The following is a 14,202-nucleotide window of genomic DNA, read 5'->3' on the forward strand; positions in this document are numbered from 1 at the left end:
AGCCTGTGTCGTGCGAAGTAGAGGGATAGCACGGCGAGAGGGTGGTGTAACATACTTGGGTAGTCACCATCGCTTCTCTATGACGAGGCGTGAGTTCCTTAAGGCTGGGCTCACAATTGCAGCTGTGGCAGCCGCAGCACCAGTGTCCAGGCTCCTAGTCGGAATAGAGGTTGCTAGTACCAGCAGGGATTCACAGCGGATCTACTACGAGTTCTTCGATGTAACAGATGATGAGAATAGGATAGAATACTATGGAGCCCTAGGCTTCGTAATTGAAAGGGATGGAAGAAAGTGCGTAGCTAACGTTTTGCTCCCAGGCCGCTGCATTACCTATACAAAGCCTGTCTGGGAGGACTGGTTCCCTACCCCTCTACCAGTTGCCACTAAGGACTTCTATGCTCGGTGTATCCGCTGCGGCCTATGCTACTACGCTTGTAACTACATGGGATACCATGCCATACGCCTTGCCGGTTTAAGGGATGGATTCAGCTTGCTGGGTGCGCCTACACTAGATAATCTATTGACGAATCCATGTACGCTATGCATGGAGTGTGTTAAGGTGTGTCCAACTGGCGCGCTGGCAGAGACTCCTGAGGATGGGGTGTCGGGAGTAGCTATTATCGACCCAGACCTCTGCTTGGCATGGAATAGTGGTGACTGCAAGAGCTGCGCAAAGGCATGCCCATACGGTTCTGAGGTCTTCGAGTTTACGTTTAACGAGTGGGGCATCCATACGAGGGTTAAAGCGAAGGTGGTAGGCGATAAGGTGGTAACTCCGTGCAGGGGTTGCGGCCTCTGCGTGCAGGCCTGCCCGATAGGTGGTTCAGCGATACACATACTCCCACGTGACGAGTACATTCGGAGAGTGAAGAACTACAAGAATACGGGTATGAGCTACGAGGAGTACCTCCAGCTTATACTTAAGACGGAGCAAGAGGACACGTTTAAGGCTACCTGGCGCTCAGCGATAAACATCGATTACATCATGAACGTTCGCGGTCTTGAGGAGGAGAAGATCCAGGCGGAGCTAGCGCCCGCGGAGAAGACGGGGAAAGGGAGCCCGGAAAGGAGCATGGCGCAGTAGGAGTGAGCAGCCGTGAGGGCCAGGAGTTCGTTCGCGCATAAGCTGAAGCTGGCGATTCGTGGTGTACCACCACGCGGCAAGTACACTATTGCGAGGAGAGCCCTGCAACTGGCCATCCTCACATTATTCTCCACGCAGCTCCTCGTGTCGGGAGCAATACTTATGGGTAGCCTTGCTTCGAGCAGAATACTCCGCACAATCCCCCTAATGGATCCCTTTGCCTGGCTCGAGCAGACCGCAGCTGCACATGGCCCCGCTCCAGAGTCGATAGTGGCGGTGTTGATTGTAGTCGCGATCTACAGTGTGCTGGGCAGGTTCTTCTGTGGCTGGGTCTGTCCGATGGATCTCCTCTTTAGCCTCTTTGAGCGTAAGCTAGCTGGCCCGAGGGCGCCTCCACAGTCGAGGCCCCACATGGCCGGCAAGGTGGAAAAGATGATACCACTGGCAATGATGGCAGTCTATATAGTGCTATCGGTGCGGCTGGGGCAGCCATTCTTCACAACGTACTCTCCCGTGGCGGGCGCTACAAAGCTTGGATCCGCGATCGTGAAGATCTTGTTTAACATACCGGGGGCTGCAATAGGCTCAATCATGGCTTGGGCCACCATAACGGGGTTCGCCCTAATAGTCAACATCGCAGCAGAACACGTGTTTGGTGTCAAGAGGCTCTGGTGCCGCTACATCTGCCCAATAGGCAACCTTTACGGCTACGTAATGAACCGGTATAGCCCGCTCGTGCTAAAGGTGCGGCATGCAGATCAGTGTCGTGGATGCATGCTATGCAGCATGGTGTGCCCAATGGGCATCGATGTGGCCAAGTATGTTGGGGAGGGACGCGATGTGAGGGACTACCGCTGCTTCCACTGTGGCCGCTGCGCAGAGGTCTGCCCATGGGGAGTCCTAAGCCTGGGTTTTGCCCCGCCACGCGCAAGGAAGGCCTAGATCATACAATCTATTTCTTCTTTCCAGGCATGTTTCGGCTAAATAGTAAATTAGCGTGAAGGGCTAGGATTAGAGCGCGGGACTGTAAGAGGTGCATAGTATTGGCTTTTGCCTCGGGATTCATGATAATAACGCAGCCCTACCGTAGCGAGCCCAAGAGGAGCGAGGTTAGGCAGCACCTCGAAAGACTGGGCTTTGAGCTCTACGAGGTGGGCAAGGACGCTTTCATAGTGTTCTACGTTGAGGCGCCAACTCTAGCCGATATAGAGGAGATAATAAAGGCGGCAGAGCGGCATGAAGGCATTGCAAAGGCCTACGTGGTCTATGCATTTGCAGGAGACAACGCTACGAAGGAGTGGATTAACTGGGCGCTAGAGAGAGGCGAGATAGAGCTAGATGAGTCGATGATGGAGTATATCAGAAACATACTCGTAAAGCTGAAGGGGCCAGCAGGCACGGCGAATCCTTAGACAGCCCAGCCAGCTACATTATCCTGTGAACGCCTCTGACAAGCAACAATTACGGCTCCAACGCTCGTTATGGATAGCATGTTCAAGACCCCGCTACTAGCTGGGCTGCTCGGTTTCGTGGTGTAGTTTATGCTACGTATTGTCGAAAACTATGATGGAACTGATCGCGAGATAAATGAGGCTTTAGCGAGGGTATATGATGCTTTTCATGTCGAGGAGAGATGGTGTATTAGACGCCTAGATGCCAGCGATATAGAGAGGTGGTTTAGGGATACCTCCCCCGGCGAGAATGCTCTATGCTTTATGGGTGATAATGTAGCTGGTTTCGGGTTTGCTTGGCAGGCTTCCGGCTCTAACTCTGTCTGGATAGTTATAGATGCCTCGGCGCCTATAGAGTTGCAAATGCATACGGCTAGGTCTCTGCTTGCATGGGCTCGTTTAAGCTTTGAACGCAGAGGCATACGGGGAGTTGCAGACCTTAGGTGTGGATTCTGGTTTGGGCATATGCACAGGATGATGACGGATCTCCTCAGGGCATCGGGGCCTGAAATCTCATGGGGGACGCTAATGGTGTATCAGGGTGGGACTGAGAGGTATACAGCTCCTCGCGGCTACAATATTCGGCCGTGTAGCCTAGCTGACGTGCCGCGTATTGTCGAGGTTGTAAATGCTGCCTTTTCCGGGTACGAGTGGTGGCACCCTATCAGCGTCGAGGATGTGTCTAGACACATTGAGAGGGAACGTTATCTGCTACGTAGCGCTTGATAACACTGGGAACGTGGTGGGATATGTTGATGCTAGCATTTACGAGGCTCTAGACGGCGGCCGTACCGCTGACATGGGACTTCTTGCCATCGACCCGGAGCATCAGGGTAAAGGCCTGGGCAAAGCGCTGATGGGCACAGTTGTTGGTGCTCTCTCCAGGCTAGGTGTTAGGCGCATAGTCCTTGACAGTGTTAGTTGTCTTGAAAGGTTCTATAGCAGGTTCGGCTTTAGGGAGTACCGTAGATGGGTTACAATTAGAACACCTATCCAGACTCTGCAACAGGAACTACCCAGCCTAGAGAGGTGGCGATAACAGTACAACTACTAACGCTGACCAATGTTCAGCCGAGTCATCATCTTTACTCCCTTCCATGAGCACGCGAGCTTTAGAGCCATAGTCTACATCTGAATCCACAAGTACGACTACCCAACGATAACACAGTGTACCATCCGTCTGGCTTCCCCAACCCTACTGATGAAGTATGGGGTGAAAAGGGTTGACCTTGACATTCGTTGTGATTTCCGATGGATTACCCCCTCATTTTCTCCATCATCGCTGATGCCGCGTAGCCTATCCATGCGACGAGCTCTACGAATGCTAGTGCGTCGCGTGCCGAGTAGGCGCGGTAACGTAGGGTATAGGCGTCTAGCCTCTCCGCCCTGGGCAGCAGCTGTGCCATGTCTGCGTAGAGGCTGTCGCGCAGCTCTACTCGGAGCTCCAGCTCGCCGTTTGGCTTTAGTGGCTGGGCTTTGCCGCGCTTCAGCCTCTCAACGGCTTCTCTGACCGCCTTCCTTAGCTTCTGCTCTACCAGCGACTTCGACTCATACATGGCTGCAAGCCTTCCATACCCCTTCTTGAGCGGCAGGAATACAGCCCACGGGGTATGCTTCTCGACCTGGCTCCGGAGATGCTCATCCCCCGCAACCAGTACTACTGGAACACCGTGCTCGCCAGCGTAGAGCGCGTTTAGCAGGTACTCGCTAGCCAACTCGCCGTTGACGTAGATTCTGTGGATAACCCTGGAGCTGTAGGTGTGCTCGAGGAATCCACCTGTGGTGCCAGCGGCGGCGTGGTAGCCTATGAACATTGCAGCGTCGAAGCCCTCCTCCACGCCGAGAACCATCGAGAATGGTCTAGGGTAGCCTTGCACTAGCCGGACACGCTCATCAACATCAATGTAATCTATGTTCGCCATGAACCCGTGGCTATCAGCTACAACTACATCATCCACACCGAGCACTGAAAACTCGTCCGCAAGAACATTCACGATCCAGGTCATGATGCGGCGTGCATCCCCGTAGAGAGGGTAGCCGGGCGCGACCTGGGACAGCGTTGATATGCCAGGTAGGCCTTCAAGGTCTACGGAGACGTAGATCTTCAAGGCTCAGAAGCCCTCCAAGATACAGCCTGATCCAGGGTAGACGGTTAAACATCCAACCCTGCAGTAACAGTGCCATCCCCTAGCAGGCCCGGCCCTTCCCTCCATGGAGGCTTGTAGCTCTGACAATTAGGCCTCTGAACAATGCCTCGACGATGGTCTATCCGCCAGCCTACAGTTCCGTCCCGCAGAGCCCAAGATGTGACAGAGGGGTAGAGGCTCGGGAGCACAACACGATACCGCGGCCAAGCATCCAGAACAGCCATGCATGCTGGCCCGGCTCACGTGGCTCGCCGGTAGCTGCAGGATGTGTGGCAGTCATCTGGCATATTACGGCCATAGCATTGCCCGGGTTTGCGGCTAGTAGACATGTATACTGCCGGCTAGGTGGCTAGGTATTTGGTCAGCCCTAGCGGTTATAATACTCTGGCTTGCCTGTTCCCCTAGCTAATGGGTGCAAGTGTTGCACCTCACCATCTACATTCACCCATCCTGCCCTGCCAGCCGCAACCTGGTGCTATACCTCCACGAGAAGGGGCTCCTTAACCGGGTTGAACTCGTCTCGACGGCACGGCCATCTACATCGGGTTTGTTGAGGGAGGCTGTGTGGAGCGTACCGTGGCTTGTGGGAGAGGGGGTGCCGCTTGCAACGGACCCCATAGAGCCCGGGGAGGCGGAGCTCATCATAAGGGAGTTTAGGACTACGAGGACCAGCAATCCGCTGGATGATTTCGCTGAGGCTATCCTCCACAGCGCTTACGCGTCCGCAGTAGCATATCTTCACGGTAGCCTTGAGCCGGTACTGGATTGCGACTTTGTCATGGCTGCTACTAGGGCCAAGCTGCGTGGTCTGGACGTCTCCCAGGTGCTCCTCGAGGCTGGGCACCGTGCTGCAGACCTCTACGCCGACCTGGAGGACAAGATAATGAGGGCCCTCGGGATATCCTATGTACGCGAGCTCTACTGGGCCAGCGGCGGGAGCCTAAGCCGGGAGGAGCTTGTAGAGCTAGCAACACCCATACATGTCGGTGCGTGGCTGATAGCCAAGGCCAGCCTTGGCCGGAGCGGGCTCCCCTCGAAGCCGGTGCCGGATAAGGCCAGGCTTGAGAGGCTCGCAAGCTTCGTTAGGAGGGGTGCAGCTGGCCTGCTTAGGAGGATTGAGAGAGAGTACCAGGAGGTTATGGAAGATGAAAACTACTGGAGGATACTTGAGGAGCACGGGCTAGCCTAGAACGGGCTGTAGCCCTCCCGGAGCCACCGAGCCACGTCAAGCGCATGATAAGTTATCACTATGTCTGCACCCGCCCTCCTTATAGCAGTTATTATCTCCATTGTTACGAGCTTCTCATCTATCCAGCCCTTCTCAGCAGCAGCCTTGACCATGGAGTATTCTGCGCTCACGTTGTAGGCTGCTAGGGGGTACTGGGGAAACGCCTCCTTAACCAGTCTTATAACGTCAAGGTATGCCAGGGCCGGCTTCACCATGAGGATATCCGCTCCCTCCTCGATATCCAGCATCGCCTCCTTAATCGCCTCCATCGCATTCCTCGGGTCCATCTGGTAGCTTCTCCGGTCGCCAAACCGTGGTGCTGATCCAGCAGCCTCTCTGAATGGGCCGTAGAAGCCGCTGGCATACTTTACAGCATAGCTCATAATCCCGACCTCGGTGTAGCCAGCGTCGTCTAGCGCCTCCCTTATCGCTGACACCATACCATCCATCATTCCTGAGGGAGCTACGAAGTCTGCTCCAGCCTCAGCGTGGGTGACAGCTATGCGGGCGATGACCTCTAGGGTTGAGTCGTTGTCTATGAGCTGTCTCCCGTGCCTTTCAACGGGTATGCCGCAATGCCCATGGGTGGTGTAGCCGCATATGCAGACGTCGGTGAAGATGGCTGGCTCCCAGCCGAGCTCGCGGCGTATCAGCCTTATCGCAGTGGGCACGGGGCCCCGTGGGTCGTAGGCGTAGGTGCCGCGGAGGTCCTTCTTCTCGTCCGGGACAACGCCGAACAATAGGAATGACTTGATGCCGAGGTCTAGTGCCTCGCGTATAACGTCCACGACCCTCTCCGGGGGATAGCGGTACTGGCCCGGCATGCTGGGGATGGGCTCGGGCTCCTTTATCCCCTCCTTAACGAATATCGGCATCATGAGCTGGCTGGGCGAAACCAGGGTCTCGGCGACAAGGTCGCGGATCGCCTTGGTGAGCCTTAGCCTCCGAGGCCGGAGCTCAGGGAACCCGGGCACCCAGCATCCACCACTGTTAGCATAGGCCTAGCAGGCGATTAGGAACTTTACCCCGAGCCTTCCAGCAGCCCCGCCTAGCAAGAGACGCAGCGCGGGGAAGGGGCTGCAAGGCTTTGCGCAGGATACTCCTAGCCTACCATCGGCCAGGCAAGCCCCGGGAGGAGGAGAGGGTCGAACAGCTAGCCCAGACGGTAGCGATGTTGGCGCGCGGCAGGCTAGCTGTGGACACAATGGTTGTCGATGAGGTTGACGAAGCTGCAGGTGAGAGATACGACGCGATATACCTCCTAATGTTCACCAGGGGTGGCCACTGGCTCTCCGTGATAGAGGCTACTGGTAGAACGCCAAAACTGATACCCCTACACCTAACAGCCGCGATACTAGCCTCGAGAGCGGCTGAAGCAGGGGCCAGGAGGCTCCTGCTCTTAGGCCTCAGGGCCCGCAGGCTCGAGCACCTACAGCTAGAGGACCTGGGGAGGCTGAGCCTCCTACTGGCAACCTGGAAGCTGGGGATGAGCTACCAGCTCCTAGAAGCCATTGACTCCCAGCCCAGGATGCAGGAGAAATGGTGCCGCAGCGACACTCTAGTAGCGCCACTAGCTCTCCTCGACGGCAAGCTAGCGGACCATGCCAGAGCCCTAGCAAAAGCATGCGGTGCAGCCCACGCAGGCCCACTGCTACACCACTCAGCTCCCACGATAGCAGCCTGGATAGCCGAAGACGCGGCCTACCCCAGGGTGTAGAGGGAATGAACAAGATAACCCCTCCACAAGCACAGTAGACATGCAGGAGCCCCGGGGGCCCCGAAGGGGCTCCGCGCGGGTAGGGCCGGGGGGCTCGCCCTCCCCCCACGCCCGAAACGGGCGCAATGCGGGGGCCAGTAACCCGGCTTGGGGCTGTAGGCCCCCGCGGCAGACCCAGCCGACCAATGACCCCCGTCCCGCGGGGCCGGCGGCGGCGGAGCCCCCTCCGGAGGGAGGGCGGCTACCGCCCTTGCCGGGGGAACCAGGCCAGGCCCGGAAGGGAGCAACCTAACCCCGGACGCCCGGCGTTCGCGGGGGCGCGGGGTGAGGCAACGGCTGGGCCCGCTGCCGCCGAGGGTCTACAGCCGCAAGCCGGGGGCCGCGCGGGCCCCGGGAGAGCCCCGTGCCTCCTCCTTCCGGTGCTAGCGCTTATCCCCAGGCCGGCCGGCACACTATTCTACACGGGCCGGGTATCGCCCGGGCAAGCGTGCCGCGTAACGGCGCGGGGATGAGCCCGGGTATCCGTTCCAGGCCCCAGACGGGGGCACAAGCTCCTCCTCAACTTGCCGGCCTACTTCTATGGCGGTGACGCAGTTGTTGCCAGCTGGATTTTGCGGGCAGAGCTGCTTTGGCCATAACCGCCCACTGGTGGTGTCTAAGCCCGCGTCTACAGGGGCATAGCTGCTAGGAGGATCAGAGTATGCCCGGGTGCTGTGTCCAATATACATGTGTGTCCAAGGAAGCTAGAGGAGGAAATGGAAAAAAGCTCAGCGGCTTATTTTTAACTGAGAGGAGAGATATGAAGCTTCTAGAGGAGAGGGTGAAGCGGCATCGCAGGCTTGCAGGCCTAGGCCAGCAAGGTGCTTGAGCAGTGTTCAGTCATTCCGAGGGGCACGGCGGTAGGGTGCAACGTAGAGCCGTGATCGACTTGTCGCGAAGGAATGCTGTCCTGGAGGTGTTAGACCTCCTGTATCTCTATATTCTCGGGTAGGTACTGCGCTATGAATCTCCATACGCGCTCGTTGAAGCGCTCCTTGGGGACTAGCACTGTTATGCCACGACCGCGGAGTATGATCCTTATGAACTGGTTGGCCACCCCACCACCGGTTACATAGCTTCGCTTTTGTATATCTCTATATAAGTTTGCATACTTCATACACCTCTACATAATAAGCAGCGATAATTAACGGTTTGCTCTGGGAGTATGGCCTGCATGTACCTAGCCTGGCCCGAGACAAGAGGAACTAGTCTTAGGCTGTCCCTCCCTGAGGGCTGGTAGAGTGTCTTCTCCTGCTCGACAGTAATGCTGCAGGTTCAGCTACGCTAGTGTCTCCTAAGGCAGGCTTCTTGCGGCACCGGAGTCCTGCACGGTTGCTAGCCATGGTGTAACGGGACGCAGTGGTGTTTGTAACAGTAGTTAATTAACATATCATGGTGTGCCGAAAAATTAGGGTTGTAGACATAACTAGATGCACGTAATTGTCGAACTATCACGGCCTAGACAAGGGTGTGTGGAGGTACGTCGGGGCATGAAGCGTCTTCTATTAGCTAGCATTATAGTTGTGACTCTCCTTCTATCGAGTGCTGCACCAGCCTTCGCGGCTCAGTTTGGCGATGAGCTGGTAGCTAAGGTTCAGGAGCTAATGCAGAGTGACAAGGTGAGCCCACAGACAAAGCTGTGTATAAGCTGCCACATACAATACACGCCAGGCATTGTATACGAGTGGGCCAACAGCAAGCATGCAATGTACACGCCAGCCGAGCTAGCAGAACTCTACAAGGCCATTGGTGCCCCGGAGTGGGCTGACAAGATAGCCGACAAGTTCAAGGACTATCCGTACGTCGTGGGCTGCTACGAGTGTCACGGTATGTTCAAGGAGGCCGATAGGCCCGACGTGATCGAGAACCACAACGGCTACAAGATAGTGACCATTGTCACCAGGAAGGACTGCAGCCAGTGCCACCCCAAGGAGAGCGCAGAGCTGAGCTGGACCTGGCACGCGACCGGTGCTGCTATGTCGCCGTTTAAGCCCTGGTACCAAGGTATTCTGGAGTGGGCCAAGAGCCAGGGTGCAAACCCGTTCGGCGACGAGCAGGCCAAGCAGCTTTACGAGAAGTACCTCCCACCATACCTGACCAAGCAGCGCGGTGTAGATGACGTCAACTGGGACTTCTACAAGGAGATCGCAAAAGCTGTAATGGACTACTTTGAGACCGGCCAGGAGAACGACATAATAAAGATACTCAAGGAAGCAACCGGTATGATAACACCATATGACATGGACTTCAAGAACTGGATAAGCCCGCTATGGCCGGCCAGCGGCGTGCTCAACACAACAATACTAAAGAAGCTGAATATCGAGGTAACCGTAACAGCTATGGGTGAACAGACAGCAACAATAAACAACATCATGGAGCACCCAATGTTTAGGAACGGCTACTTGTACCACGCATGTTTCGAGTGTCACGGCAGCATAGTTGTTCCATACAAGAAGGAGACCGTTAACATCAACGGCGTACAGGTTAGCAGGGTAGCCCTATGGGGCTGGCCAAACAACGGCGCGGCCCGTATAGACCCCGACGGTAGCCTCGGTACATGTACAGCTTGCCACCCGAGACACTTGTTTAGTGTGAAGCAGGCACGCGAGCCATGGACCTGTGGCCAGTGCCACCTAGGCTATGACCACCCACACATTGAGATCTATGAGGAGAGCAAGCACGGCAACATCTGGGACGCCTATGGCCATGAGTGGAACTGGGAGCAGATACCATGGCGTGTAGGCGTCGACTTCAACGCGCCAACCTGTGCCACATGCCACATGAGCACCCTGGCAGACGCTAATGGCAACATACTAGTGCCGGGCACTCACGACCTAGCAAGGAGGCTGGTATGGGATCAGATGCACTTCTTCAGCCACCCGAAGCCAGTGATACCAGACAAGCTCCAGGTAAGCTTGTTCCTTGGCGGCTTTAGCGTGCTAAAGGGCAAGATGGAGGACGTCTACGCAGCAGCCGAGAAGATACCAGAAAGCTCGCCATACAAGTACCCTGTCTTCATGGGCCTAAAGATCGTCGACGAGGTGAAGCCAGGCGAGCCAGGATTCCCAAGGCTGCTAAAGATAGAGTACACTGGCGAGCTAAAGGAGCACCGCGAGGAGATGAAGGCTGTATGCAAGCTATGCCATAGCAGCCAGTGGGTGGACAACTTCTTCCGCACAGCTGACCAGAACATCATTGACTATGACGTAGTTGCTAGGTTTGCATTTAGCCTGCTACAGCTAGCCTGGAATGAGGGCATACACGATAACACGAACCCGCTCGACGAGTACATGGAGATAATGTGGTACTACATCTGGCACCATGAGGGCCGCCGCTGGAGGAACGGCGTCTTCATGATGGGTCCAGACTTCGCCCACTGGTTTGGCATCGTTGACACTGTCCTGGACAAGCTAGGCAGGATGACTAACTACCTCTACATAGCGATGAAGGTGAGGCTGCTAGAGACCGAGCTGCAGGCGCTAAAGCAGGCTGCTGCTGGCGCACCATACACGCCAGAGCTAGCGGCACAGATAGCAGAGCTACAGAAGGAGCTGGAGACCCTCAAGCAGCAGCTAGCAGCTCTAGAGGCGCAGGTGCCAGCGCTAAAGAGCCAGATACAGAGCCTAGAGGCTGGCTACAGCAGCGTTGAGGGCGAGCTAGGCACGCTGAAGACTGATGTCAGCACGCTGCTACAGCAGCTAGACGAGCTGAGCAAGCAGCTGGAGGCTCTAAGCCCACAGGCCAAGGATATACAAGCGCTAGTCTCTAAGATAAAGGAGATAGCTGTGCAGCTAGAGCAGCTGGGCCAGAAGACCGAGGCAGCGAGCAGCAAGGCTAGCCAGGCGCTAGCAACTGCTGAGGAGATTGGCAGCAAGATCGACGAGCTAAGCAGCAAGATAGACAGTGTATCCGCAACGGCCTACACCCTGGGCGCTATAGCGCTAGCAGCTGCTGTAATAGCTCTAGGCTTATCGATACTCTACAGCCGCCGCAGCTAGCCGGAAAAGCTAGCTCCCCCGAGGAGCTGTTTAGACCGATTATTTTTACCTCCATAACGCGTTACGCTCACCTCCTCTTCCCTCCCCCTAAGCGTATTAGGTGTGGATCCGTCTGCTTGTTACGGCTTGTGAGGGACTAGTAGATGCAGCTGGCCCGCTACGTGGCGGCTATGGTGTTGTTGGAGTTCATTGTCGGCCACGTGGTTCTTGCCGGTGTTGTGGAGGGTTTGTTGGCTAGGGACTTCTATAGGCTTGTTGTAGTGTTTAGAGAGCCTCTGGACGGTGATGCATGGAGTGTCTATGTGGCGTTTAGTGGGCCGGGGGCAGGTGTGAATTGTAGCGGGCAGCTGCGCCCTAACCTGTACTACCTGCAGACCAAGACTATCTCCCGCGGCTTGGTGGTGGCACCACTCTACTATGTTCTCAGCAGCATCTGTCCCAGGGTGCTCTCGGAGTTACAGCTCCTAGCTGGAAGTCGTGGCGATGAGCTGCTGGTTGTCGAGCTGGAAGCCCCCCAGGGCTACTCTGTTAGGAGTGGCATGGACTGGCGCGGGTTCGGCAAAGCTGGCGGTCCCTACACTCTCCCGCTCAGCGCTTTTGTGAGATACTACGTGTTTGACGGCGTTGTAGTTGCTGGTGAGGAGTATCGGGTGGTTGACGACTCGGCGCTAAACCTTACGGTGGTGGCTCTGCAGGCCTCGAAGGAGACTGTTGAGTATACAGTGGAGAGTCTTGTGGCTGTGCGGGATGCGGTTGCAGAGTGGCTTGGCCCTAGCCCCCGCTCGCCGGTTGTACTCGTAGTTGCCGGGCCGGGAGAGCACCAGTACCTGCCGCCCGGCACCGCCCACAGCATGGGGGGTGTGGTCTACGTCAAGCTGGGTGTGGTGGAGAACCTCCCATGGCTCGTCCACACGGTGGCACACGAGGCTCTCCACGGTTGGTTCAACCACGGCATGCTCTACGGCGATTTCAGCTTCCAGGAGGCGGCGGCAGAGTTCCTAGCGGTGAAGGCCCTGCACGACCAGAGGCCGAGCCTCTACGAGCTTGCAGCTAGCTACCTCGAGTACATGCTGGCAGTGGACGAGCAGTATGCTGTGTGGATGCGTGTCAACGCTGCGCTATGGCATGCAGGGCTGAGAGCCTGCGGGGAGGACTTGTACATGTACGCGGTCCGGGAACTGTACAATAGGGTTATCACGGATGGGTTCTCGGGGCCCGTAAGCCTGCTAGACGTGGCCTCGCTAATGGTCGAGAAGGCGTCCACACAGTGCAGGGAGGCCCTAGAAGCGATGATAGGCTGGGTACTCCTAGCACCTAGGAGTGGGACTAGCGAGTGGCCATACATAGACACCGGCAGCTACAATGCCGGGGCTGGAACATCAGCCATAGACAGCCTTGGTACGCATGTAGAGCCGGTGGTCCCCTACAACGCCACCCTGCCGGGGATGGAGCAGTCCGAAGCTGGTAGTGGAGAGAGCGGGGCAGCCCAGAGCCAAACGGGGGCACGGGCTCTACATCCCGCGGGCCAGCCGGAGCCTACTCCAGGCGCATGTGGGGGATCCGGGAGCCCTACCTACTGGCTAGTGGTTGGCTTCGTGGCAGGGCTGGGGGTAGCCTCCCTGGCCTGGATTGCTGCTAGGCGGCGTAGGGGGAGGAGCTAGGCGCGACTATGAACAGGATTATCCTCTTGGGTCTGCGGCGGGACTGACTGGCTGAAGAGGGGAACTTTTTCGGGCTAGTGTTTAATACTCAACAGCTACTGCCACTACCTCGTCATGGCGAAAGTGTAGTGTTAGCAAGTAACAGACCATTGTTGACTCCTTGGAGGTGCCTAGCATGTGCCAGTACTCCCGTGCAGAGTGGAGCCTGGCAGCTTTAGCCCTAGCCGCGGTGGTAACACCCCTACTCTACGCTGCAACGGCGAGCGCCCAGGACGCCACGCAGCTCTATCCGTGTACCACTTGCCACAATGTCCTAAACCTAACCGGCGACAGGAAGGCAGTGCCATTCCACGGGATAGACCTTACCGTGGGGGCACACCGTGGGCTCTACTGCTCCAACTGCCACGTCGCGCCTGTGATGCAGGAGCTTGTTAATGGTGCCGAGGTCTACATTCCAGGGTTGCACACAATGGAAGAGCTCATGGAGACCAATAAGGTGTGCGCCGTATGCCATCCACGAGAGTTTGCGGACTACCAGTACTTGGTGCATGGTAACAAGACCTATGTCTGCCCAGGCGGCAACGTGACGAAGGTTATAGGTTACAAGGGCGTGACCTACGACTTCCACATCTGCAGCGATTACCGAAACCTAGAGACGGTACCCGCCAGGGCCTGCGTGGAATGCCACAACCCTCATACACCAACCATGCCACCGGTCAGTATCCTGCCGGTACCCTCTGAGAGGCCAGCACCACCCGACGAGTCAAGCATTGCATACGGTACAGCAGCTGCTGTTATAGGCGGGCTAATTCTCGCCATAGGCGCCCTCATCCTCCCCCTAGGTCACACGCGTAGCCGGTAAAGCTGGGGTGGAGGC

General features: G+C 56.7%; 13 protein-coding genes and 1 other RNA gene. 11 read left to right on the forward strand and 3 right to left on the reverse strand.

Annotation, left to right across the window (positions count from 1 at the left end; all coding sequences use genetic code 11):
* The first annotated feature begins 55 nt into the window (after positions 1–55).
* The 5 genes from HBUT_RS07215 to HBUT_RS07235 all read left to right on the forward strand — a co-directional run bounded on the left by HBUT_RS07215 (position 56) and on the right by HBUT_RS07235 (position 3,574).
* Positions 56–1,084, forward strand: a complete 1,029-nt coding sequence (locus HBUT_RS07215) for a 4Fe-4S dicluster domain-containing protein (protein ID WP_011822523.1) — start codon at positions 56–58, stop codon at positions 1,082–1,084.
* A gap of 12 nt (positions 1,085–1,096) precedes the next feature.
* Positions 1,097–2,026: a 4Fe-4S binding protein gene (locus tag HBUT_RS07220; protein WP_011822524.1), complete on the forward strand. Its 930-nt coding sequence runs from the start codon at positions 1,097–1,099 to the stop codon at positions 2,024–2,026.
* Positions 2,027–2,127: 101 nt separating this feature from the next.
* Positions 2,128–2,496, forward strand: coding sequence for a hypothetical protein (locus HBUT_RS07225; protein ID WP_011822525.1), 369 nt, complete (start codon positions 2,128–2,130; stop codon positions 2,494–2,496).
* A 129-nt stretch (positions 2,497–2,625) separates the two neighbouring features.
* Entirely contained in the window at positions 2,626–3,261 is a 636-nt protein-coding gene (locus HBUT_RS09590) for a hypothetical protein (protein WP_048061546.1), read from the forward strand.
* The gene (locus HBUT_RS07235; protein ID WP_194840473.1) at positions 3,227–3,574 is read left to right on the forward strand and encodes a GNAT family N-acetyltransferase; all 348 of its coding nucleotides are present in this window, start codon (positions 3,227–3,229) and stop codon (positions 3,572–3,574) included. Before HBUT_RS09590 ends, HBUT_RS07235 begins: the two co-directional genes overlap by 35 nt.
* A 217-nt stretch (positions 3,575–3,791) precedes the next feature.
* Here the strand turns inward: HBUT_RS07235 and HBUT_RS07240 are convergent, their stop codons facing one another.
* Positions 3,792–4,643, reverse strand: coding sequence for a M55 family metallopeptidase (locus HBUT_RS07240; protein ID WP_011822527.1), 852 nt, complete (start codon positions 4,641–4,643; stop codon positions 3,792–3,794).
* A gap of 460 nt (positions 4,644–5,103) precedes the next feature.
* Between HBUT_RS07240 and HBUT_RS07245 the strand changes: the two genes are divergently transcribed.
* Entirely contained in the window at positions 5,104–5,871 is a 768-nt protein-coding gene (locus tag HBUT_RS07245; protein ID WP_011822528.1) for a hypothetical protein, read from the forward strand.
* Here HBUT_RS07245 and hemB read toward each other — a convergent pair.
* Complete coding sequence (gene hemB / locus HBUT_RS07250; RefSeq protein WP_011822529.1) at positions 5,868–6,884, reverse strand: porphobilinogen synthase; 1,017 nt, start codon at positions 6,882–6,884, stop codon at positions 5,868–5,870. The genes HBUT_RS07245 and hemB overlap by 4 nt on opposite strands.
* 113 nt (positions 6,885–6,997) lie before the next feature.
* Between hemB and HBUT_RS07255 the strand changes: the two genes are divergently transcribed.
* A complete protein-coding gene (locus HBUT_RS07255) occupies positions 6,998–7,627 on the forward strand; it encodes a hypothetical protein (protein ID WP_011822530.1) in 630 nt (209 codons plus the stop codon).
* 72 nt (positions 7,628–7,699) lie between these two features.
* Positions 7,700–8,013, forward strand: an RNA gene (ffs, locus tag HBUT_RS09280) — signal recognition particle sRNA.
* A 572-nt stretch (positions 8,014–8,585) separates the two neighbouring features.
* Here ffs and HBUT_RS07260 read toward each other — a convergent pair.
* Positions 8,586–8,723, reverse strand: coding sequence for a hypothetical protein (locus HBUT_RS07260; protein ID WP_153801418.1), 138 nt, complete (start codon positions 8,721–8,723; stop codon positions 8,586–8,588).
* 433 nt (positions 8,724–9,156) lie between these two features.
* Here HBUT_RS07260 and HBUT_RS07265 point away from each other — a divergent pair, with 433 nt between their 5' ends.
* The 3 genes from HBUT_RS07265 to HBUT_RS07275 all read left to right on the forward strand — a co-directional run bounded on the left by HBUT_RS07265 (position 9,157) and on the right by HBUT_RS07275 (position 14,187).
* Positions 9,157–11,664 carry a multiheme c-type cytochrome gene (locus HBUT_RS07265; protein ID WP_011822531.1) on the forward strand — a complete coding sequence of 836 codons (2,508 nt, stop codon included), beginning with the start codon at positions 9,157–9,159 and terminating at the stop codon, positions 11,662–11,664.
* A gap of 143 nt (positions 11,665–11,807) precedes the next feature.
* Positions 11,808–13,325, forward strand: coding sequence for a hypothetical protein (locus HBUT_RS07270; RefSeq protein WP_011822532.1), 1,518 nt, complete (start codon positions 11,808–11,810; stop codon positions 13,323–13,325).
* A 175-nt stretch (positions 13,326–13,500) separates the two neighbouring features.
* Positions 13,501–14,187 (forward strand): hypothetical protein, encoded by a 687-nt coding sequence (locus HBUT_RS07275; protein ID WP_110138763.1) that lies wholly within the window; start codon positions 13,501–13,503, stop codon positions 14,185–14,187.
* The last annotated feature ends 15 nt before the right edge of the window (positions 14,188–14,202 follow it).

It is taken from the genome of Hyperthermus butylicus DSM 5456 (assembly GCF_000015145.1).
In the GTDB taxonomy this organism is placed as follows: Archaea; Thermoproteota; Thermoprotei_A; order Sulfolobales; family Pyrodictiaceae; genus Hyperthermus; species Hyperthermus butylicus.

Excerpts from the sequence above, each read along its gene's own strand:
- HBUT_RS09590 (WP_048061546.1), top strand. The coding sequence starts at position 2,626 with ATGCTACGTATTGTCGAAAACTATGATGGAACTGATCGCGAGATAAAT.
- HBUT_RS07265 (WP_011822531.1), top strand. The coding sequence starts at position 9,157 with ATGAAGCGTCTTCTATTAGCTAGCATTATAGTTGTGACTCTCCTTCTA.
- HBUT_RS07270 (WP_011822532.1), top strand. The coding sequence starts at position 11,808 with ATGCAGCTGGCCCGCTACGTGGCGGCTATGGTGTTGTTGGAGTTCATT.
- HBUT_RS07275 (WP_110138763.1), top strand. The coding sequence starts at position 13,501 with ATGTGCCAGTACTCCCGTGCAGAGTGGAGCCTGGCAGCTTTAGCCCTA.